This is a genomic window from Streptomyces sp. NPDC060002, from assembly GCF_042737245.1.
Classification (GTDB): domain Bacteria; phylum Actinomycetota; class Actinomycetes; order Streptomycetales; family Streptomycetaceae; genus Streptomyces.
Genome location: NZ_JBHWUW010000091.1, coordinates 1 through 20,655 on the forward strand (window position 1 = coordinate 1; position 20,655 = coordinate 20,655).

19 protein-coding genes and 1 tRNA gene are annotated in these 20,655 nt (G+C 71.5%); 8 read left to right on the plus strand and 12 right to left on the minus strand.

Features of this window, described 5'->3' with window-relative positions; all coding sequences use genetic code 11:
• Positions 1–317 precede the first annotated feature (317 nt).
• Complete coding sequence (locus tag ACFWBD_RS39620; RefSeq protein WP_385678470.1) at positions 318–1,046, minus strand: pentapeptide repeat-containing protein; 729 nt, start codon at positions 1,044–1,046, stop codon at positions 318–320.
• Positions 1,047–1,260: 214 nt separating this feature from the next.
• Between ACFWBD_RS39620 and ACFWBD_RS39625 the strand changes: the two genes are divergently transcribed.
• Both ACFWBD_RS39625 and ACFWBD_RS39630 read left to right on the plus strand, forming a co-directional pair.
• The gene (locus tag ACFWBD_RS39625) at positions 1,261–2,232 is read left to right on the plus strand and encodes a zinc-binding dehydrogenase (protein ID WP_385678473.1); all 972 of its coding nucleotides are present in this window, start codon (positions 1,261–1,263) and stop codon (positions 2,230–2,232) included.
• A 134-nt stretch (positions 2,233–2,366) separates the two neighbouring features.
• Positions 2,367–3,866: an MFS transporter gene (locus tag ACFWBD_RS39630; RefSeq protein WP_385678476.1), complete on the plus strand. Its 1,500-nt coding sequence runs from the start codon at positions 2,367–2,369 to the stop codon at positions 3,864–3,866.
• A gap of 84 nt (positions 3,867–3,950) precedes the next feature.
• On the opposite strand, the gene ACFWBD_RS39635 is transcribed toward ACFWBD_RS39630, so the two are convergent.
• The 3 genes from ACFWBD_RS39635 to ACFWBD_RS39645 form a co-directional block, all read right to left on the minus strand.
• Complete coding sequence (locus tag ACFWBD_RS39635; protein WP_385678480.1) at positions 3,951–5,369, minus strand: NAD(P)/FAD-dependent oxidoreductase; 1,419 nt, start codon at positions 5,367–5,369, stop codon at positions 3,951–3,953.
• A gap of 9 nt (positions 5,370–5,378) precedes the next feature.
• Entirely contained in the window at positions 5,379–6,044 is a 666-nt protein-coding gene (locus tag ACFWBD_RS39640) for a rhomboid-like protein (RefSeq protein ID WP_385678483.1), read from the minus strand.
• 77 nt (positions 6,045–6,121) lie between these two features.
• Positions 6,122–6,198, minus strand: a tRNA-Thr gene (locus ACFWBD_RS39645).
• 272 nt (positions 6,199–6,470) lie between these two features.
• Here ACFWBD_RS39645 and ACFWBD_RS39650 point away from each other — a divergent pair.
• The 3 genes from ACFWBD_RS39650 (at position 6,471) to ACFWBD_RS39660 (ending at position 9,100) form a co-directional block, all read left to right on the plus strand.
• Positions 6,471–7,559, plus strand: a complete 1,089-nt coding sequence (locus tag ACFWBD_RS39650) for an ABC transporter ATP-binding protein (RefSeq protein WP_385678486.1) — start codon at positions 6,471–6,473, stop codon at positions 7,557–7,559.
• Positions 7,560–7,793: 234 nt separating this feature from the next.
• Positions 7,794–8,264: a hypothetical protein gene (locus tag ACFWBD_RS39655; RefSeq protein WP_385678490.1), complete on the plus strand. Its 471-nt coding sequence runs from the start codon at positions 7,794–7,796 to the stop codon at positions 8,262–8,264.
• 104 nt (positions 8,265–8,368) lie between these two features.
• Positions 8,369–9,100, plus strand: a complete 732-nt coding sequence (locus ACFWBD_RS39660) for an NDP-sugar synthase (protein WP_385678493.1) — start codon at positions 8,369–8,371, stop codon at positions 9,098–9,100.
• Positions 9,101–9,240: 140 nt separating this feature from the next.
• On the opposite strand, the gene ACFWBD_RS39665 is transcribed toward ACFWBD_RS39660, so the two are convergent.
• The 6 genes from ACFWBD_RS39665 to ACFWBD_RS39690 form a co-directional block, all read right to left on the minus strand.
• On the minus strand, positions 9,241–10,917 hold the full coding sequence (locus ACFWBD_RS39665) for a DoxX family membrane protein (protein ID WP_385678496.1): 1,677 nt from the start codon (positions 10,915–10,917) through the stop codon (positions 9,241–9,243).
• A gap of 215 nt (positions 10,918–11,132) precedes the next feature.
• Positions 11,133–12,074 carry a 23S rRNA (guanosine(2251)-2'-O)-methyltransferase RlmB gene (gene rlmB, locus ACFWBD_RS39670; RefSeq protein ID WP_385678499.1) on the minus strand — a complete coding sequence of 314 codons (942 nt, stop codon included), beginning with the start codon at positions 12,072–12,074 and terminating at the stop codon, positions 11,133–11,135.
• 101 nt (positions 12,075–12,175) lie between these two features.
• Positions 12,176–13,576 (minus strand): cysteine--tRNA ligase, encoded by a 1,401-nt coding sequence (gene cysS, locus ACFWBD_RS39675; RefSeq protein ID WP_385678502.1) that lies wholly within the window; start codon positions 13,574–13,576, stop codon positions 12,176–12,178.
• A gap of 119 nt (positions 13,577–13,695) precedes the next feature.
• The gene (gene ispF / locus ACFWBD_RS39680; protein WP_385678505.1) at positions 13,696–14,193 is read right to left on the minus strand and encodes a 2-C-methyl-D-erythritol 2,4-cyclodiphosphate synthase; all 498 of its coding nucleotides are present in this window, start codon (positions 14,191–14,193) and stop codon (positions 13,696–13,698) included.
• The gene (ispD, locus tag ACFWBD_RS39685; RefSeq protein ID WP_385678508.1) at positions 14,183–14,935 is read right to left on the minus strand and encodes a 2-C-methyl-D-erythritol 4-phosphate cytidylyltransferase; all 753 of its coding nucleotides are present in this window, start codon (positions 14,933–14,935) and stop codon (positions 14,183–14,185) included. Before ispD ends, ispF begins: the two co-directional genes overlap by 11 nt.
• Positions 14,936–15,292: 357 nt before the next feature.
• On the minus strand, positions 15,293–15,775 hold the full coding sequence (locus ACFWBD_RS39690; RefSeq protein ID WP_003953493.1) for a CarD family transcriptional regulator: 483 nt from the start codon (positions 15,773–15,775) through the stop codon (positions 15,293–15,295).
• Positions 15,776–16,507: 732 nt separating this feature from the next.
• On the opposite strand from ACFWBD_RS39690, the gene ACFWBD_RS39695 reads away from it, so the two are divergent.
• The gene (locus ACFWBD_RS39695; RefSeq protein WP_385678511.1) at positions 16,508–17,182 is read left to right on the plus strand and encodes a DUF461 domain-containing protein; all 675 of its coding nucleotides are present in this window, start codon (positions 16,508–16,510) and stop codon (positions 17,180–17,182) included.
• 94 nt (positions 17,183–17,276) lie between these two features.
• On the opposite strand, the gene ACFWBD_RS39700 is transcribed toward ACFWBD_RS39695, so the two are convergent.
• Both ACFWBD_RS39700 and ACFWBD_RS39705 read right to left on the minus strand, forming a co-directional pair.
• The gene (locus ACFWBD_RS39700; protein WP_007382946.1) at positions 17,277–17,957 is read right to left on the minus strand and encodes a response regulator transcription factor; all 681 of its coding nucleotides are present in this window, start codon (positions 17,955–17,957) and stop codon (positions 17,277–17,279) included.
• On the minus strand, positions 17,954–19,303 hold the full coding sequence (locus tag ACFWBD_RS39705; protein ID WP_385678514.1) for a sensor histidine kinase: 1,350 nt from the start codon (positions 19,301–19,303) through the stop codon (positions 17,954–17,956). The genes ACFWBD_RS39700 and ACFWBD_RS39705 overlap by 4 nt, the downstream gene beginning before the upstream one ends.
• 277 nt (positions 19,304–19,580) lie before the next feature.
• On the opposite strand from ACFWBD_RS39705, the gene phoU reads away from it, so the two are divergent.
• Positions 19,581–20,300: a phosphate signaling complex protein PhoU gene (phoU, locus tag ACFWBD_RS39710; protein WP_385678517.1), complete on the plus strand. Its 720-nt coding sequence runs from the start codon at positions 19,581–19,583 to the stop codon at positions 20,298–20,300.
• Positions 20,301–20,457: 157 nt separating this feature from the next.
• Positions 20,458–20,616, plus strand: coding sequence for a hypothetical protein (locus tag ACFWBD_RS39715; RefSeq protein WP_171398028.1), 159 nt, complete (start codon positions 20,458–20,460; stop codon positions 20,614–20,616).
• Positions 20,617–20,655: the final 39 nt, after the last annotated feature.

The window sequence follows — 20,655 nt, forward strand, 5'->3', positions numbered from 1 at the left end:
CCGCGGACGTCGAGCTCGCCGCATGACCCCAGCAAGCCCGAACCATCCCAAACCCGACAAAGGTGCCTTGACGAAAGACATAGAGGCACCCCCCCCGGCCCCTGCGCCCCGGCCACCGTGCCCCGGACCCTGACCCGGCTTCGGAGCCCCCGCGCCTCGGCCTCCGTGCCCCGGACCCCGGCCCCGGGCCCTGTGCTTCGGTCCCGGACCTTGCCCCCGGGCCCTGTGCTTCGGTCCCGGACCTTGCCCAGCCTCCGCGCCCCGGACCTCGGCCCCAGCCCCCCGCGCCCCAGCCCCCGGCCCCTCTCACTCCATCCTCAGCCCTCCACCCTGAGCCCCAGTTCTGCTGCCAACACGGGTGCCAGGTCCAGCAGTTGGGCCGCGGAGATCACCGCGCCGGACAGCCGGTCCACGCCGCCCGCGAGGCCGAGTTCCACCGCTCCGCGCAGGTCCACGTCCGCCAGGGTCGCCGCGGTGAAGTCGGCGGACTTCAGGGTGCAGTCGACGAACTCGACCCGCTCCAGGCGGGCGCCGCCGAAGTCCGGCTCCACCAGGACACACGACTCGAAGACCACGTCCCGCAGCCGCGCCTGGCGCAGGTTCAGATAGTCGATCTTGCCGCCGCGGATCACGACCCGTTCCAGGACGGCGCCGTACAACTGGGTACCGCCCAGACGGGCGTCGCGCAGCTCGACATCGCGCAGGGTCGCCTCCGCCAGGTCCGTGCCGACGCCCCGGATGCCGCTGAGGACCGAGTCGAGGAAGCGGGTGTGGCGCAACCGCGTCTCGTCCAGCGCGCAGCCCGTCAGGGCGCAGTCCATGAAGCGGGCGCCCCCGCCGTCCTGCCCGGCGAGGTCCAGCTCGCGCAGCTCCACGCCGTCGTAGTCCCCGTCGGGCTCCAGCTCCCCGCCCCCGTACGGCTCCAGCGGCGGCAGCCGCACCTCCGGACGCCGCGCGCCCTTCACCGCCGCACTGCTCCTGCCGCCGGTCCTGCCGCCGGCCCTGTCGCCGGTGCTGCCGGTTCTCCCGGTCGCTGTCCTCGCCATGTCCCCATGCTGCACCCGACCACTGACAATCCCCTGCCCGCCCTCCGGCGACCGCGACGCCCTTGACCTCAAGCAAGGTTCGGGTTGAAGGGTGGGAGGGGCGGGCCGGGCGAACAGCCCGTCCCCGACCCACCACCCATCACAAACCCACGCGCCACCCATCACCCGTAACCCACCGCCCACCGCCCACCGCCCACCGCCCACGGGGGAACCCATGCACGCCATCCGCCTCCACGCCTTTGGTCCCGCCGAGAACCTCCGCTACGAGGAGGTCGCCGACCCGGTGCCCGGCCCGGGCCAGGTCCGTCTCCTCGTCGAGGCCGCGGGCGTCCACCTCCTGGACACCGCCCTGCGTGAGGGCCTCCGGGGCCCGACCCCCGCGCCGACGACCCTCCCCACCGTCCCCGGCCGGGAGGTCGTCGGCGTCGTCGAGGCACTCGGCGAGGGCACCCCCGACAGCTGGCTCGGCCGGCGCGTCGTCGCCCACCTCGGCTTCGCGCCCGGCGGGTACGCCGAACACGCTGTCACCGACGTCGACCGTGTGCACGAGATCCCGCCGAACCTGGACCCCGTCCAGGCCGTCGCCATGATCGGCACGGGCCGTACGGCGCTGGGGATCCTCCAGTTCGCCGAGCTCGGGCCCGCGTCCGTCGCCGTGGTGACCGCGGCCGCGGGCGGCGTCGGCACGCTCCTCGTGCAGTACGCCAGGAACGCGGGCGCTACGGTCGTCGGACTGGCCGGCGGGCCGCAGAAGGTGGCCCGGGTCGCGGCGAACGGCGCCGACCTCGCCGTCGACTACACGGACACCGCCTGGCCCGCCAAGGTCCGGGCCCACCTGGGCGGCCGGACCGCCGACGTCGTCTTCGACGGGGTGGGCGGTGACGTCGCCCGGGCGGCCGTCGCCCTCCTCGGCCCCGCAGGCAGGCACCTCGTCTTCGGCTGGTCCGCCGAAGGCCTCCGTGACGGCAAGGGCTACTTCGTCGAGGGGGTCTCCCGGTCGGTCCTGGGGCCCGTGATGACCGAGAAGGCGGGCGGCCTGCGGGCCCTGGAGCTCCGCGCCCTCGCCGAGGCGGCCGCCGGCCGGCTGACCCCGGCGGTGCAGACGTTCCCGCTCGCCGAGGCCGCCGCCGCGCACCGGGCGCTGGAGACCCGCGGAACGCTCGGAAAAGTCGTCCTGGTGCCGTGACCGGTCATGACCGGCCATGACCCGGCCGTGGGCCGCCCCGCAGACAGCCCGGCGACCGGTTCGGCAAGGTCAGCAACCGGTTCGGCAACCGGTCCAGGGATGCGATACATGGCGATTCATGGTGTTCTGTCGGAATGAGTGTCACCCGGACAGGTGAATCCTCCGCCGACACCGCACCCGATCCCCGCCGCTGGTGGGGCCTGGTGATCATCGCCCTCGCCCAGCTCATGGTCGTCCTGGACGCGACGATCGTGAACATCGCGCTGCCCTCCGCACAGGAGGATCTGGGCATCTCCGACGGCGACCGCCAGTGGGTGATCACCGCCTACACCCTGGCCTTCGGCGGCCTGCTGCTGCTCGGCGGCCGCATCGCCGACCTGGTGGGCCGCAAACGCACCTTCGTCATCGGGCTGATCGGCTTCGCCGTCGCCTCCGCGCTCGGCGGGGCGGCCACCGGCTCGGGCATGCTGTTCGGCGCCCGCGCCCTGCAGGGCGTCTTCGCGGCCCTGCTCGCCCCTTCCGCGCTCAGCCTCCTGACGACGACGTTCACCGACCCCGAGGAACGCGGCAAGGCCTTCGGCATCTACGGCGCCCTCGCCGGCAGCGGCGCCGCGATCGGCTTCATCGTCGGCGGCCTGCTCACCGAGTACCTCGACTGGCGGTGGTGCCTGTACGTCAACGTGCCCATCGCCGTCGTCGCCGTCTTCGGCGCCCTCGCGCTGCTCCACGACCGGCCCGGCCACGCGGGCGCCCGCCTCGACGTGCCCGGCGCGGTGCTGGGCTGCGGCGGCCTGGTCGCGATCGTCTACGGCTTCAGCGAGGCCGAACCGCGCGGCTGGACCGACCCCCTCGTGCTGGGGCTCTTCGCGGGCGGGATCGTCCTGCTCACGGTGTTCGTGTGGTGGCAGACGAAGGCGCGGGTGCCGCTGCTGCCCCTGCACATCATCAGGGACCGCAACCGTGCGGGCTGCTTCCTGACCATGGGCCTGGCCGTCATCGGGATGTTCGGCCTGTTCCTGTTCATGACCTACTACCTCCAGGTCATCCTCGGCTACTCCCCCCTGAAGACGGGCCTCGCCTTCCTCCCGCTCACCCTGGCGATCATCATCGGCTCCACCCAGATCTCCGCCCGGCTGATGAACCGCGTGCCGCCGCGCATGCTGATGGTCCCCGGCATGCTCCTCGCCTCGGGCGGCATGGTGATCCTGACCCAGATGACGGTGGACTCCTCCTACGCCAGCGAGATCCTGCCCGCGCTGCTCCTGATGGGCCTCGGCATGGGCCTGACCTTCATGCCGGTCTTCTCCACGGCCACCGCCGGGGTGGCACCACAGGACGCGGGCGTCACCTCCGCCACCGTCAACACCTCGCAGCAGGTGGGCGGCTCCATCGGCACCGCGCTGCTCAACACGATCGCCACCACCAGCAGCACCGCCTATGTCTCGGCCCATCTGACCGGCCCCGCGCGCCGGGCGCAGGTCGCGGCGGAGGGCACCGTGCACGGCTACACGGTGGCCATCTGGTGGGCCGCCGCGATCATGCTGCTGGCCGGCCTGGTGGCGGGCCTGATGGTCACCACCGGGCCCCCGAGGCGCACCCCGACGGGGGCGGCCGTACCGGAATCGGTGGGCTGACCGCCCCCGCCCCCGCCCCCGTACCCGATCCGGCCTGCTCCGCCGATCCGGCCTGCTCCGCCGACCCGCCGACCGGCCCGTACCTCAGTGGCGTCCCGCGACCCGGTCCGCGAGCCGCGCCAGCCGTGAGGACCCCGCCGCGTGGCGCTCCGTCTCCCGCCGGTCCGCCGCCCGGTAGGTCGCGTACATGCCCTGCACCCCCAGCCAGCGCAGCGGCTCGGGTTCCCATCTGCGCACCTTGTGGCCGACCCAGGGGAGATCGGTGAGGTCGGTGCGGCCGTCCTGCCCGGAGTCGAGCCGCACCAGGTCCCGCAGGGTCCGCGCGGCCAGGTTCGCGGTGGCGACGCCCGAGCCGACGTAACCGCCCGCCCAGCCGATGCCCGTGGTCCGGTCCAGCGTCACCGTCGCGCACCAGTCGCGCGGCACGCCCAGCACCCCGGACCAAGCGTGCTCGACCCGCACCCCGGCCAGCGCCGGGAAGAACCCGACCAGGATCTCGCGCAGCGCCGCGGCGGTCTCGAGCTGTGTGCGTCCGTCGTTGTCGGTCCGCGAGCCGAAGCGGTAGGGCACCCCGCGCCCGCCGAGCGCGATCCGGCCGTCCGCCGTGCGCTGGGCGTACATGTAGGCGTGCGCCATGTCGCCGAGCGCCTCCCGCCCCGACCAGCCGACCGCCGCCCACTGCTCGTCGGTGAGCGGTTCGGTGGCGATCATCGAGGAGTTCATGGGCAGCCAGGTCCGCCGCTCACCCTTCAACGCGGCCGTGAACCCCTCCGTGCAGCGCAGCACGTACGGCGCACGCACGGTCCCGTACGGCGTCACGGCCCGCCCCGGGAGGATCTCCGTCACCGGGGTCGACTCACGGATCTCCACCCCCAGCGCCTCCACGGCCGCCGCGAGCCCCTTGACCAGCTTCACCGGGTGCACCCGCGCCCCGTGCGGGGTCCAGCTCGACCCCACGGCGCCCGCCACCCGCACCCGCTCGGCCGTCTCCCGGGCGCCGTACAGCTCACGGTCCTGCTCCCCGTACGACAGCTCGTGCGCGTGGAAGGCCTTCAGCCGCGCCAGTTGCGCGGGAGTCCGGGCCACCTCCAGCACCCCGCCCCGGTGGACGCCGGCGTCGAAGCCCTCCTCCGCCACCGCCCGGACGACCTCGTCGACGGTGTCGTTCATCGCCCGCTGGAGCCGTACGGCGGCCTCGTGGCCGTGCAGCTTCGCGTATCTGTCCCGGCCCGCGATGCCGTTGTACAGCCAGCCGCCGTTGCGCCCCGAGGCGCCGTATCCGCAGAACCTCTGCTCCAGGACGGTGATCCGCAGGAAGGGCGCCGCCTTCTTCAGGTAGTACGCCGTCCACAGCCCCGTGTACCCGCCGCCGACGATCACGACATCGGCACAGGCGTCGCCGGCGAGCGGCTCCCGCACCGCCGGAAGGCCGTCGTGCGCGTACCAGAAGGAGATGCCGCCATTGACGAGGCCGTCCACGACACCGCTTGCCGAGCTGCTCATGGCCGGACGTTAACCCGGCGGCACGGGCGCTGTCTCCTTCGGATTCCGTACTCTTTCGCGCCCTCTGACCAGCGGACAACACGCCAGCCCGACGAGGAAGGAGACGAAGTGGCCGAAGTCGGTGAAGGTCGGTCCGGCGGTCAGCGGGAAGCCGTAGAAGACGACCACGGCCGCCAGATACCCGTACCGCCAGGGTGGGCGGATCCGGTAGACGAGTACCGCCACCACGCCCGACAGCGCGTAACTCACCCCGACGTCGAGGGTGTTGACCGCCGACTGCGGCGCGAGCCCGTCCCGGATCGCCTTCGCCAGTACCCCCTCGCTGATCAGCGTCGCCAGCACGTGCGCGGCCACGCACACCGCCAGCCACCGCGCGGTCCCCAGCCAGCGCTCAACCTGGGCGTGGAAGACGGAGTACAGCGCCGCGTACGGCAGCCAGTACCCGCCGTCGATCCACATCGCGCTCGCCACCAGCACCCGCACCGGGTGCCGGGACAGCTCATGGATGTTGGTGGACCGCTGCCGCAGGAACTCCTGTTCGAACTCCGGTGACATGTGGTGCAGAGCCACCGTCGTGACGAACAGGACCGCCAGCCACACATATGTGCCGGGCGCGCCGCGGACGTACGCCCACACCGCCCGCCGGACGCCGGAAACCCCGCTGAGCCGTCTCACCCGGCCCAGTATCGGCGAAACACCGGCCGCGGGCAGCGGAAAGCCCAGGCCACACAAGAGCTGACCTGGGCTTTTCATGGAGCCCCCTGTCGGATTCGAACCGACGACCTGCTCATTACAAGTGAGCTGCTCTGGCCATCTGAGCTAAGGAGGCATCGCGCGCCACCACGCACGCGCGAGGGCGGATCCACTGTACACAGCCCCGCTTTCCCCGGGCCACGGACTTCCGCGGTTCGCGCGGCCGCGACCAGCGAGCGACTGCGCCCCACTCGAAGGTTTCCGCGAAGTTCACATGCCTGCGGGTACTGACAGACCGGGAAACGCCAGGTACCGTCCTGACCCAGTTCGCTCATGTGGACTACACCAACCACCTTCCTACAACGGATCGTCCGGCACGTTCCTGCCGGTAGAAGGGGGCCCTTCACCATGGCCACTGTCACGTTCGACAAGGCGACCCGGATCTACCCGGGTTCCACCAAGCCCGCCGTCGACGCTCTCGAGATCGACATCGAGGACGGCGAGTTCCTCGTCCTGGTCGGCCCGTCCGGCTGCGGCAAGTCCACCTCGCTCCGCATGCTCGCGGGGCTCGAGGACGTCAACGGCGGTGCGATCCGCATCGGCGACCGCGACGTCACGCACCTGCCGCCCAAGGACCGGGACATCGCCATGGTGTTCCAGAACTACGCCCTCTACCCGCACATGTCGGTCGCCGACAACATGGGCTTCGCGCTCAAGATCGCCGGCGTCAACAAGGCGGAGATCCGGCAGAAGGTCGAAGAGGCCGCGAAGATCCTCGACCTCACCGAGTACCTGGACCGCAAGCCGAAGGCCCTCTCGGGTGGTCAGCGCCAGCGTGTCGCGATGGGCCGCGCCATCGTGCGTGAGCCGCAGGTCTTCCTGATGGACGAACCGCTGTCCAACCTGGACGCCAAGCTCCGCGTCTCGACGCGTACGCAGATCGCCTCGCTCCAGCGCCGCCTCGGCATCACCACCGTCTACGTCACCCACGACCAGGTCGAGGCCCTGACCATGGGCGACCGCGTGGCGGTCCTCAAGGACGGTCTGCTCCAGCAGGTCGACACCCCGCGCAACATGTACGACCGGCCCGCCAACCTCTTCGTGGCCGGCTTCATCGGCTCCCCGGCGATGAACCTCGTCGAGGTCCCGATCGCCGACGGCGGCGTGAAGTTCGGCAACTCGGTGGTGCCGGTCCAGCGCGACGCGCTCTCCGCCGCCACCGACAAGACGGTCACCGTCGGTGTCCGCCCCGAGCACTTCGACGTGGCCGGCCCCGAAGCCGACACGGGCCTCGCGGTCGTCGTCAACGTGGTCGAGGAGCTCGGCTCCGACGCCTTCGTCTACGGCACCGCCAAGGTCGGCAGCGAGTCGAAGGACCTCGTGGTCCGCGTCGGCGGCCGTGACGTCCCGGAGAAGGGCAGCACGCTGCACGTCGTCCCGCGCGGGGGCGAGACCCACGTCTTCTCGACGTCGACGGGCGCGCGTCTCTCCGACTGAACCCCGGTGTGAAACCGGGTGATTCACCCGGTTTGACGAAAAGGGCCCCGCAGCAGGCTGCGGGGCCCTTTTCCCTGCCCGTTCCCTGGCCGTTCCCTGGCCTTGAACTACCCCGGCACAGCGGATGTTTCGGATGAGGCCCGTCAACCCCTTACCCAAAAGGGAGCACGGCTTCATCCCCCGTCCGGGTGACTCAATGTCGCCACCTCATTACTGCACGCTACCCTCTCACGCGTGAAGCACTCCGCGAACCACTCCACCACCCAGCGCACGCGCCGCGGCCAGGGCGGCCCAGCCCGCCGGATCGGCCGCTCGCTCGCCCTCGTCCTGCCCGTCGTCATGGTGCTCTCCGGGACCCTCGCGGTCACCCGGGTCAACTGGTCGGGGAACCCCTCGGATTCGGTGCTCACCGCCTCCGACGTCTCCGCCGCGCAACAGTCCTCGCACCAGGCCGCCAAGGCCCCGCAGGACGTGCTGCGCGACCAGTTGCTGACCGAGCTCCAGGAGAAGGATCCGGGCGTCGCCCTGACCCACCTCCAGGCCGCGGTGAACGGCAAGCCGTTGCTGGCGAGGCACTGCTCCTCCATCGCCCGCGCCCTGGGCCGCGCCGCCGTCCGCGCGTACGGCCCCTCGCGCGCCCAGTCGTACTCCCGCCCGGTGTGCGACACGGCCTTCGCCTCGGGCGTCCTGGCGGCCCGGGGCTGAGCCACCGGGCCCCCAGGCCGGGCCCGTACCGACCGGGGCGTGCGGGTTCCCCTCCCACCGGGGGACCCGTACGCCCCGAAACAAGCGGCACGTACAGTGCGGGCATGACCGATCCGCACGCCGTGTCCCGCCCCACGCAAGCCGTCATCCTGGCCGGTGGCCAGGGGTCCCGGCTGCGTCCGTACACCGACGACCGGCCCAAGCCGATGGTCGAGATCCCCGGCACGGGGACGCCGATCATCGGCCATCAGCTCGGCTGGCTCGCCGAGGAGGGCGTCACCGACGTCGTCGTCTCCTGCGGCCACCTCGCCGAAGTCCTCCAGGACTGGCTGAAGTCGGCCGACCTGCCCCTCAAGGTCACCACCGTCGTGGAGACCGAGCCCCTGGGCCGCGGCGGCGGTCTGAAGTACGCGGCCGCCCATCTGCCCCACCCCGACCGGCCCTGGTACGCCACCAACGGCGACATCTGGACCCGCTTCTCGCTGCGCGAGATGGCCGACTTCCACACCGAGCGCGACGCCATAGCGACCCTCGCGCTGGCGCGTCCGCGCATTCCGTGGGGTGCGGTGCAGACGGACGGGTTCGGCCACATCACGGACTTCATCGAGGCGCCGCCCACCACGTACGAGATCAACGCGGGCGTCTACGTCTTCTCCCCCGCGTTCGCGGGGCTGCTCCCCGAGCGGGGGGACCACGAGCGGACGACGTTCCCGCACCTCGCCCGCGAACGGCGACTGGCCGGGTTCCCGCTCCCGCAGGGCGCGTACTGGCGGGCCATCGACACCGCGAAGGACCTCACGGAGGCGGCGAAGGAGCTCGCGGCGCTGAGCCGCTGAGAGTCGCTCCGCGGGTGAGACGGTTCGTCGTCGGCCGCCGGGCCGGTGGGGGCCGGTCGCGCAGTTCCCCGCTCCCCTGAACGACTCGAGGGTGCCGTGCGCTTTTCAGCGCGCGGCACCCTCGGTCCTTGCCTGCCGTCCTACCCGAGCAGGCCGCCCACGAGGCCCGGCTGGCCGGAGGACGACGAGCCGCCGTCCGAGCCGCCGCCACCGCCGCCGCCGCTCGTCGAACCGCCCGAAGTGGCCGAGCCGCCGGAGGACGGGCCCGAGCTGGTGGCGGGGGCCTGCTCCACCGGGGTGGACTGCTCGGGCGGCGCGTCGCCCGCGGTGCCCTGCGTCTGGCTGGGCGCGCCGGCGTCGCCGCTGCCGGTGGTGCCGGAGTCCTGCGCCGCGGAGGGCTCGCTGTCCGTGCCCGCCGTCGGCGCCGCCGAGGTGGCGCTCTGGGTGGGCGAACTGGACGCGGCGGGCTTCCGGGACGCCTTGTGCGTGCCGGACTTCTCCGGCAGCGGCGAGCCGGGCAGCTCGTTGCGCGGGGGCTCGCCCGGGCCGGGCACGACCACCCGGTCGGCGTCACGGACGGCGCCGCCGAGCAGCGAGCCGACGAGCAGGGTGAGCCCGACGGCGATCGCGGTGACCAGGGCCCCGCGACGCAGCACGTAACGGCGCAGCTCCCACAGGTCGGAGCGCGGGCCGAGCCGGCGCCACGCACCGGCGGCGAGCCGGCCGTCCACCGAGTAGACGGGGGCGCCGGCGATGATCAGCGGCGACCAGGCGGCGAGGTAGATGATGTCGGGGGTGTCGTAGACCGGCACGGTCTTCCAGCTGACGGTCACGATGAGCGCGGCCGAGAGCCCGGCGCCGACGACCGCGGCGACCCGCTGCCAGCAGCCCAGGACCGTGAGGACGCCCACGACGACCTGGAGGAAGGCGATGACGAGGCCGGAGCCGACGGGGTGGTGCAGGGCGAACTGGCGCAGCGGCTCGGCGACTTCCCACGGGTGCAGGGTGACGAGCCACTTCACCATGGAGCCGCGCTTGCCGCCGTCGAAGTAGACGGGGTCGCACAGCTTGCCCATGCCGGCGTAGATGGAGATGAAGCCGAGGAAGATGCGCAGCGGGAGCAGGACCACGCCGAGGTTCATCCGGCGGCCCGGGTAATAGGCGTGCCGGGCCGGGTCGTCGGCGTGCCGCCGGCTGCGCGGCGCCGGTTCGGGATCCGCGTCGGCGTCCCCGAAGTCCTCGAACTGGGCGTCGTCGTAGGCGGGTTCGTCGTAGGCGCTGCCGACACCGCGCATGTTCGGCAGGATCCGCTGCTCGCCGCCGACGGGCGTCCGCTGGGCGCCGACGATCGGGGTCTCGAGGGTCTGCGCGGCGAGGCCGCCGTCGTAACCCCGGCCGCCCGTGTCGAGGCGGGGGATGACCTGGGTGGCTCCGGCGTCGGCACCGGGCGGTTCGCCGTGGCCGACGCTGCCTGCCCGCACGGCCTGGAGCAGTCGGTGGGCTCCGGTGTCGTCCGGCGCGGACTTGCCGCTCCAGACGACGGCCCGCCGACGGCCACCGGAAGCGGCGCCCGCTCTGCCCGCCGCCCCGACGGCGGAGACGCGCGCGGTGTCATCGATGGCGCTCACGTGCCGGGCGATCCGCGGGGATTGGTTACGCCGCGCCGACGCGCCCAGCTGCACACGGAAGCTCGCGTGGCTGACGATGATCTGCGCCGGATCGCTCGGCACCTTCACCATGCTCAGCGCGGGAGCGTCGTCGAATCCCGACGAGCGGTCCCCCGTGGGTGTGCGGGGTGTTCTGGTGTCCACACTCATCTAACCGAGTGACGTGTGTTTAGGACACTGCTTTGACCCGCCGGATCTGTCCGGACTCCGTCAAGGTCGCACTACCCGTCCGCACTAACCCGTCCGAGTGAACTGTTTCCCTCTGCCGCCCTCGCCCACCACGCGGCTCCGCACGGCTCCGCACGGCTGCGCCGGCCTCCGGCCGGCGGGCTCCGCCGGCCCGGGCCGGCGGAGCCCGGCCTGCCTCAGCCCCGGCGCCGAGCCGCCTCGTACAGCACGATCCCGGCCGCCACACCCGCGTTCAGGGATTCCGCGCCACCCGGCATCGGGATCCGTACCCGGAAGTCGCAGGTCTCGCCGACCAGGCGGGAGAGGCCCTTGCCCTCACTGCCGACGACGATGACGACCGGGCCGTCCAGGGCCTTCAGCGTGCCGACCTGGTGCTCGCCGTCGGCGGCCAGGCCGACGACCGCGATCCCGGCCTTCTTGTAGGCCTCCAGGGCGCGGGTGAGGTTGGTGGCGCGGGCGACCGGGGTACGGGCGGCCGCACCGGCGGACGTCTTCCAGGCGCCGGCCGTCATACCGGCCGCGCGGCGCTCGGGGACGACGACACCATGGCCGCCGAAGGCGGAGACGGAGCGGACGACGGCACCCAGGTTGCGCGGGTCGGTCACGCCGTCGAGGGCGACGATCAGCGGGTCCTCGCCGTTGTCGTAGGCGGCCGACGCCAGGTCCTCGGGGTGCGCGTACTCGTACGGCGGGACCTGGAGGACCAGGCCCTGGTGGTTGAGGCCGTTGGTCATGCGGTCCAGCTCGGGACGCGGGGCCTCCATGAGGTGGATGCCGCCGCGCTCAGCGGCCAGCTGGAGCGCCTCGCGCACCCGCTCGTCGTTGTCGATGAACTGCTGCACGTAGAGCATCGTCGCGGGCACGCCCTCGCGCAGCGCCTCGACGACGGAGTTGCGGCCGACGACCATCTCGGACGTGCCCTTGCCGCCACGGCCGCGCTGTACGGGCCGGCGGACGGCCTGCTTCGCCTTGGCGGTCGCGATGCGGTTCGCCTTGTGCTTCTTGCGCATCTCGGCGGGCGGGGTCGGACCCTTGCCCTCCAGGCCTCGGCGCCGCTGGCCGCCACTGCCGACCTGCGCGCCCTTCTTGCCGGACATGCGGCGGTTGTTGGCTGCCATGAATCTCTCGTCTCCGTGAGCTTTCGTACGTACGTCTTATGCAGTGTGCCGCCCGGAAGGCCGGGCGGCACAGTCGATCAAGGACAGGCCCTGAGGCCGCCCTAACGCGGGCCGAGGCTCCAGCGCGGCCCCTGCGGGCCGTCCTCGATGGCCAGGCCGGACTGGGTGAGCTGGTCACGAATGGCGTCCGCGGTCGCCCAGTCCTTGCGCGCGCGGGCCGACTCGCGCTGGTCGAGGACGAGTCGGACGAGGCTGTCGACCACGCCGTGCAGGTCCTCACCCCGGCTCTCCTCGCCGGCCCAGTGCGCGTCGAGCGGGTCCAGACCGAGGACGCCGAGCATGGCACGGACCTCGGCGAGGCGGGCCACGGCGGCTTCCTTGTCGTCGGCGGCGAGGGCCGAGTTCCCCTGCCGGACCGTCGTGTGCACGATGGCCAGCGCCTGCGGGACACCCAGGTCGTCGTCCATCGCCTCGGCGAAGGCGGGCGGCACCTCGGCCGCCGGTTCGACGACCCCGCCGGCCTTCTCGACGACGCGCTGCACGAAGCCCTCGATCCGCGCGAACGCCGACTCGGCCTCGCGCAGCGACTCCTCGCTGTACTCGATCATCGAACGGTAGTGGGGCGTACCGAGGTAGTAGCGCAGCACGATCGGGCGCCACTGCTTCACCATCTCGGAGACGAGGACGCTGTTGCCCAGCGACTTCGACATCTTCTCGCCGCTCATGGTGACCCAGGCGTTGTGCACCCAGTACCGCGCGAACTCGTCGCCGTAGGCCTTGGCCTGGGCGATCTCGTTCTCGTGGTGCGGGAAGATCAGGTCGAGGCCGCCGCCGTGGATGTCGAAGACGGGGCCCAGGTACTTGTGCGCCATCGCCGAGCACTCGAGGTGCCAGCCGGGACGCCCGCGGCCCCAGGGGGTCTCCCAGTTCGGCTCGCCCGGCTTGACGGACTTCCACAGGGCGAAGTCGCGCTGGTCGCGCTTGCCGGTCTCGCCCTCGCCGGAGGGCTGGCGCAGATCGTCCAGGTCCTGGTTGGACAGCTCCAGGTAACCCGGGAACGAGCGCACGTCGAAGTAGACGTTGCCCTCGGACTCGTAGGCGTGGCCGCGCTCGATCAGCCCGCGCATCATCTCGATCATCTCGGGCACGTGCCCGGTGGCGCGGGGTTCGTACGTCGGCGGCAGGCAACCCAGCGCCTGGTAGCCGTCGTTGAACGCCCGCTCGTTCTCGTACCCGATCGACCACCAGGGGCGGCCCTGGTCGTGCGACTTGACGATGATCTTGTCGTCGATGTCGGTGACGTTGCGGATGAACGTGACGTCGTAGCCGCGGTGGGCGAACCACCGGCGCATGATGTCGAAGTTCAGGCCCGAACGGATGTGCCCGATGTGCGGAGCCGCCTGCACGGTGGCACCACACAGGTAGATCGAGACACAACCCGGCTGGAGCGGGGCGAAGTCACGGATCTGCCGGGCACTGGTGTCGTACAGGCGAATGGTCACCACTCCAGGGTAGTGGGCGCGGAGCGATGCCCCGAGCCCCTTCCGCCCAAGGGCCACACATTCGTGACATGCCATGGCATATGTCGGCCGGTGCGGGCGGCGCCGGGTCGGCCGGCCGGTCAGCCGGTCCGCGCCACCAGCGCCGTCGCGATCGCCATCAGGCCTTCGTCGCGCCCCGGGAACCCGAGCCCGTCCGTCGTCGCGCCCGACACCGACACCGGGGCGCCCGCCGCCTCGGACAGGACCTTCTGGGCCTCGTCGCGCCGCTTGCCGATCTTGGGGCGGGGTCCGACGACCTGGACCGCGATGTTGCCGATGACGAAGCCGGCCGCGCGGACGATCCGGGCCGCCTCCGTGAGCAGCGTGACGCCCGAGGCGCCGGACCACTCGGGGCGCCCGGTGCCGAAGTGCTGCCCCAGGTCACCGAGGCCGGCCGCGGAGAAGAGCGCGTTGCAGGCGGCGTGCGCCACGACGTCCGCGTCGGAGTGCCCGGCCAGTCCGGTGCCCTCCCCTTCCCACTTCAGGCCCGCGCACCACAGCTCGCGGCCCTCCTCGAAGGCGTGGATGTCGGTGCCGATGCCGACCTGGGGAAGCAGGGGCCGCGTCTCAGAAGCCATCGTTGAGCCTCCTGCGGGCCAGGACCGCCTCCGCGAGGACCAGGTCGAGGGGCCGGGTGACCTTGAAGGCCTCCTCGTGACCGGGGACGACAACGACGGTGAGACCCAGCTGCTCGATCATGCTCGCGTCGTCGGTGACGTCGTCCGTGACCGTCTCGTGGGCGCGGACCAGGGTGGCCCGGTCGAAGCCCTGCGGGGTCTGGACGGCACGGAGGCGGGCGCGCTCGGGCGTCGCGACGACCGGCTCGGGGTCGCCGACGGTCCCGGCCGGTTCGACCTCCTTGACGGTGTCCGCGAGCGGCAGCGCCGGGACGACGGCGGGGGCGCCCTCGCGTACGGCCTCGATCACCGCGTCCACCGTGTCGACGGGGACGAGGGGCCGGGCGGCGTCGTGCACGAGGACGATGTCGTGGCCGGGCGGCAGCGCGTCCAGGCCGAGCCTCACGGACTCCTGGCGGGAGTCACCGCCGGGCACGACCAGGAAGTCGGTGCGGTCGGGCAGCGCGTGCGCGTCGAGCAGCGACTTCACCTCGGCGGTGCCGTCCGGCGGGGCCACGACGACGACCAGGGAGACGGCACGGGAGGCGGCGAGGGCGCGCACCGCGTGGATCAGCATGGGCGTGCCGCCCAGCGTGCGGAGTGCCTTGGGGGCGCCCGGACCGAGGCGGACGCCCCGCCCGGCGGCCGGAATCACCGCGGCCGTGCGGGCGGGCGCGGGGGAGGGACGCGAATCGTCAGACATCGGTTCCTGTCAGGTTTGTGTTCCGGCCCGGCGTGGGTATGGCCCTGGAAGTGCCGGGCGCGACGCCTTGACCGGACCCTTCCGTGACGTGCCGGTCGAGGCAGCAGCCCGGGCCCGGCACACCAAGTATCGAAGCATCGGTCGCATTATCGGGGGCGGTTCGGGGCCGTATCGACCGGCCACCCTTTCGGGGGTAGGGCGTACGGCGGTTGTCCTGGCGCGAACATGCCGCAGCGCCCGGCGACGGGAAATTCGTCATCGGGCACCGCGGCATTTCAGTGTTCTTCAGTACGCGTGTTCTTCAGTGTGCCGAGACCGGTCCCGGGCCGGCGTCAGCACGTGAAAAACTCGTCGAGCTCAGGACGCGAGCACCTCGTCGAGCAGGGCTTCGGCCTTGTCCTCGTTGGTGTTCTCCGCGAGAGCGAGCTCGCTCACCAGGATCTGGCGGGCCTTGGCGAGCATGCGCTTCTCACCGGCGGAGAGTCCGCGCTCGCGCTCACGACGCCACAGGTCACGCACGACTTCCGCGACCTTGATGACATCGCCGGAGGCGAGCTTCTCCAGATTTGCCTTGTAACGACGCGACCAGTTCGTGGGCTCCTCGGCGTATGGCGCGCGCAGCACCTCGAAGACCCGGTCCAGCCCGTCCTGACCGACCACATCACGTACGCCGACGAACTCCGCATTGTCCGCTGGCACACGTACCGTCAGGTCACCCTGGGCGACCTTCAGCACCAAGTAGGTCTTGTCCACGCCTTTGATCTGGCGAGTTTCGATAGCCTCGATCAGCGCGGCCCCGTGATGGGGATAGACCACGGTGTCGCCAACCTTGAACGTCATGTGACAGGTACCCCTTCCGTGGCTATCCAGGGTAACACGGAAACTGCGGGTTCTGAATGGCGTTTTCGCAGGTCAGAGCATATCTCGGGGCTTGACAACAGCAACAGGAACGTGCTGCGGAGGGCCGGCGGAAGCAGGTATTCGCAGGTCGGAGGCGCTCTCCGAGGGGGGAGAAACGCGCACGTTACACATACCCGAAGCCCCGCCCGAACGGCCGAACGTCCACATATGTCCACTTTCAGGAGTACGACTTCCGCTACTCCGTTCGGTTCACGTGGCCGGATACGAGTCGTTTCCGGAATTGATCATCAACCCCTCGACCCGGGCCGTGATCAATTCCGGGGACGACCTCGCATTCCTTCACCGGAAATCCGCGAGCGGACGTCCGGTGCGGTTATGCGAATGGCCGGGTGAGCCGGAAGAGGACTGGAAGACGGCAGGAAGAGGAGCGGAAGAGGAGAGGGAGACGAAGGGAAGGCGGGCGGGAAGGCGGACGAGAAGACGACGGGTGAAGCCAAGGTGACTCGTGGGTCGCTCGTGGGTCACTTGTGGCGGTCGGGACAGCTGGTGCCGGAGACCGTTCAGCGCGTCCGTCGAGGCACGGGATCGCTCTAGAGGCGGGTCGGGTGCGGTGGTGCGAGAACGGCTCGGTAACCTAAGGCCGCTGACAGACCCTTAGGACGGCTTTATCCAAAGGAAAGCCGCCCGTGTGTTCAAGGAGTTTCCGCCGCCGTGAGCAGCAGCCTTCGACGCGGTGCCCTCGCCGCTTCCGCCGTCGCGTTCTCGATCGCCTCGCTCGCCGCCTGCGGGGCCGGCAACGACTCCCAGACCCTGGAGATCAAGCCGGACAACGCCGCCACCGGCGTCGGCGACATCAAGCTTCAGAACGTCGTCGTCATCACCCAGCCCGACCCGGAGTCGACCGGCCCCGCCGTGATCTCGGCGACCGTCTTCAACAGCGGCAGCAACGCGCAGACGCTGGAGTCCATCACCCTCGACGGCGGCAAGTCCGCCGCGCTCTCGCCCGCCAAGGGCAAGGGCGAGCTGACCGTCCCGGCCGGCGGCTCGGTCGTCATCGGCGGTGCGAACAACGCCTCCGCCGTCCTGTCGAGCAGCCGTGAGGCCGTCAAGGACGGCGACGCGCAGAAGGTGACCTTCACCTTCAGCGACACCGGCGAGATCAGCCTGCGCGCCTTCGTCGTCCCCGCCGAGAGCTACTTCTCCAAGTGGGGCCCGAGCGACATCCCGAGCGCCGCGGAGTCCCCCTCCAAGAGCGCGTCCGCGTCCCCCTCCGAGTCGGCTTCCGGCGCGGCCGGGGAGGGCGGCACCTCCGAGTCCGGATCGGCGTCCCCGTCGGACTCGGCCTCCGCGTCGGCTTCGGCGTCGGAGTCGGCCGCCGGTCACTGACCCCGTACGCGCGCCCGTACACACAAGGAGGGCGGCACCCCACCCGGGGCGCCGCCCTCCTTGCTCACTCGTCCGTCCCCGGCACGAGTCCGGTTTACGGCTCGAACTTGTAGCCCAGGCCGCGGACCGTGACCAGGTAGCGCGGGGCGCCCGGGTCGGGCTCGATCTTGGCTCGCAGGCGCTTGACGTGGACGTCGAGCGTCTTGGTGTCGCCCACGTAGTCGGCGCCCCAGACCCGGTCGATGAGCTGCATACGGGTCAGCACGCGGCCGGCGTTGCGCAGCAGCATCTCCAGGAGGTCGAACTCCTTGAGGGGGAGGTCGACCTTGGAACCGGAGACCGTCACGACGTGGCGGTCGACGTCCATGCGGACCGGGCCGGCCTCCAGAGCCGCCGGGGTCACCTCCTCCGGCTCGCCCCGGCGGCGCAGGACGGCCCGGATACGGGCGACCAGCTCGCGCGAGGAGAAGGGCTTGGTGACGTAGTCGTCGGCTCCTATCTCCAGGCCGACGACCTTGTCGATCTCGCTGTCCTTCGCGGTCACCATGATCACGGGGACGTTGGAGCGGCCGCGCAGCTGACGGCACACCTCCGTACCGGGCAGGCCCGGCAGCATCAGGTCGAGGAGTACGAGGTCGGCGCCGTTGCGCTCGAACTCGTCGAGTCCGTCGGGCCCGGTGGCCGCGATGGCGACCTCGAAACCCTCCTTGCGGAGCATGTACGACAGGGCGTCGGAAAAGGACTCCTCGTCCTCGACGACGAGCACTCGGGTCACGGAAGGACCTCCGGGGCGGAAAGCGTCCGGTACGCGGACGAATCGGGGGATGAGGCGCGGGGTGTTGTCTGGGTCGAGCGGTCGTGAGGGGAGGAGTGGCCGACCTCGTCGGGGCCGTCGGCGTCATCGAGGTCATCGAGGTCGTCGAAGTCGTCGACCTCGTCCGGGTCGGGGTGCTGATGCGCGCGGTCGCGGGCCACGCCCACCTCCGGTAGGCGCAGGGTGAACGTGGAGCCCTGGTTCTCGGCGCTCCACACCGTGACCTCCCCGCCGTGCGAGGCGGCCACGTGCTTGACGATCGCCAGGCCCAGACCCGTACCGCCCGTCTGGCGGGAGCGGGCCGGGTCGACGCGGTAGAAGCGCTCGAAGATGCGCTCCTTGTCCTTGTCGGAGATGCCGATGCCCTGGTCGGTCACGGCGATCTCGATCAGGTCCCCGCCCGGCGCGCTCACCCGGCGGGCGGCTATGCCGACGCGGGTCCGGGCGGGTGAGTAGTTGACGGCGTTCTCGACCAGGTTGCCGAGGGCGGCGGCCAGCTGGCCCCGGTTCCCGAAGACGCGCAGGTCGGCGGTGCCGCCGGCGGCCATGGTGATCTGCTTGGTGCCGGCCTGGTGACGGCAGCGGTCGACGGCCTCGGCGACCAGCTCGTCGATGCCGACCGGCTCGGCGTCCTCGAGGGGATCGTCGTTCTGGACCCTCGAGAGGTCGATGAGCTCCTGGACCAGGCTGGTCAGCCGGGTGGCCTCGATCTGCATACGGCCGGCGAACCGCTCCACCGCCTCCGGATCCTCCGAGGCGTCCATGACGGCCTCGGAGAGGAGGGAGAGCGCGCCGACCGGGGTCTTCAGCTCATGGCTGACGTTCGCCACGAAGTCCCGCCGGACCGCCTCGATACGACGGGCCTCGGTGAGGTCCTCCACGAGCAGGAGGACCAGCCGGGAGCCCAGCGGCGCCACTCTGGCGGACACGGCGAGAGCCTCGCCGCGCCCGGTTCCGCGCCGGGGAAGGTCCAGCTCGACCTGGCGTATCTCTCCGTCGCGTCTGGTGTCCCGGGCCATCTTGAGCATGGGCTCGACGCTGAGCCGGCCGCCGCGCACCAGCCCGAGGGCGTAGGCGGCGGAGCTGGCCTTCACGACGGCGTCAGCCTCGTCGAGCACGACGGCGGAGGAGCGAAGCACGGAGAGGACGGTGTCCACCCCCGGCGGAAGCACCGGGTCCGTGTGCAGCGAGGTGCGCGTGGGGCGCTTCTGCTCCCGCTCGCTCCAGCGGAACGCCAGCACGGCGATGACACCGGTGAGTACCCCGGCGATCGCTGCTGCTGCGGCGACCGCCGCGTTCACGTCCATGCCACCAGGTTAGGCACGCGATCGGTCCTGGCCACAGCTATCGAGGTGCGACCTCGAACACTCGTCGCCCAGAGTTCACCTTGGAGCCAGTGGTGGTTCATTTGGGGTGCCGGAAATCGACGCGTACGGGGCGGACCGTGGCACCGTGGGGTTCGCAGCACCGGTTCCACGGCCGGTCGGCGCCGGTGCAGCAGCCGGTTCCGGCTCGGTTCGCGGCCGGTTCTGGCCCCCGGAACCGAACCCGAACCCCAAGCACGACGTACGAGAGGGAACCCTGATGCGGGACGCGTACCACGAGGAACTGGACTCGATCGGCGACAGCCTGGTGGAGATGGCCCGGCTGGTCGGGTCGGCGATCGGACGCGCCACGACCGCCATTCTCGACGCCGACCTGAAGCTCGCCGAGAGCGTCATCGAGGCCGACAAGAAGGTCGACGAGCTCCAGCACGACCTGGAGGCACGGGCGATAGCGCTGCTGGCCCGGCAGCAGCCGGTGGCGACGGACCTGCGGATCGTGGTCACGTCGCTGCGGATGTCGGCCGACCTGGAGCGCTCCGGCGACCTGGCCCAGCACGTGGCGAAGCTGGCGCGGCTGCGCTTCCCCAACCGCGCGGTCCCGCAGGACCTGCACGCCACGATCCTGGAGATGGGCCAGCTCGCGCAGCGCCTGATGGCGAAGGCGGCGGAAGTCGTCGTCACCAAGGACGTCGACCTGGCGCTCCAGCTGGAGTCGGACGACGACGCGATGGACCTCCTGCACCGCACCCTCTTCCAGCACCTGCTGGACGACCGCTGGAAGCACGGCATCGAGACGGCCGTCGACGTCACGCTGCTGGGCCGCTACTACGAGCGGTTCGCCGACCACGCGGTGGCCGTCGCAAAGCGGGTGGTGTTCCTGGTGACGGGCGAGCACGCGGACGATCTCCAGGCGGACATCCAGCCGGACATCCAGCCGGCGACCGGAACGGGCACGGGAACGGCAGCCGAGGGGGCCTGAGCCCGACGGTGACGGGTGGGGCCACGGGGGCGTCCGGCCGGAGGCGTACCGGATCCCTCCCGGGCGTGCGCAAGCCACTGTGCGCCGTTGAGCCGTTGATGCGCCCAGCGGAACGGGCATGCAATGGGCACAGGTCCTACGCCTCCGGGAGGAACCCATGGCCGAGTCCCCCATCACTCCCACGCCCGACCCCGCACAGGAACGCCCGACCGAGCAGCCCGCCGAGATCAGGAACCTGATGCTCATCGGCGCGTGCGGCTGCGGTTCCGGGTGTGGCTGCGGGTGCCAGTCGGGCAACCCCTGCCAGTGCGGCTGAAGACGCGCGACGAACGCAGGTGAACGAGGGGCCCGGCGC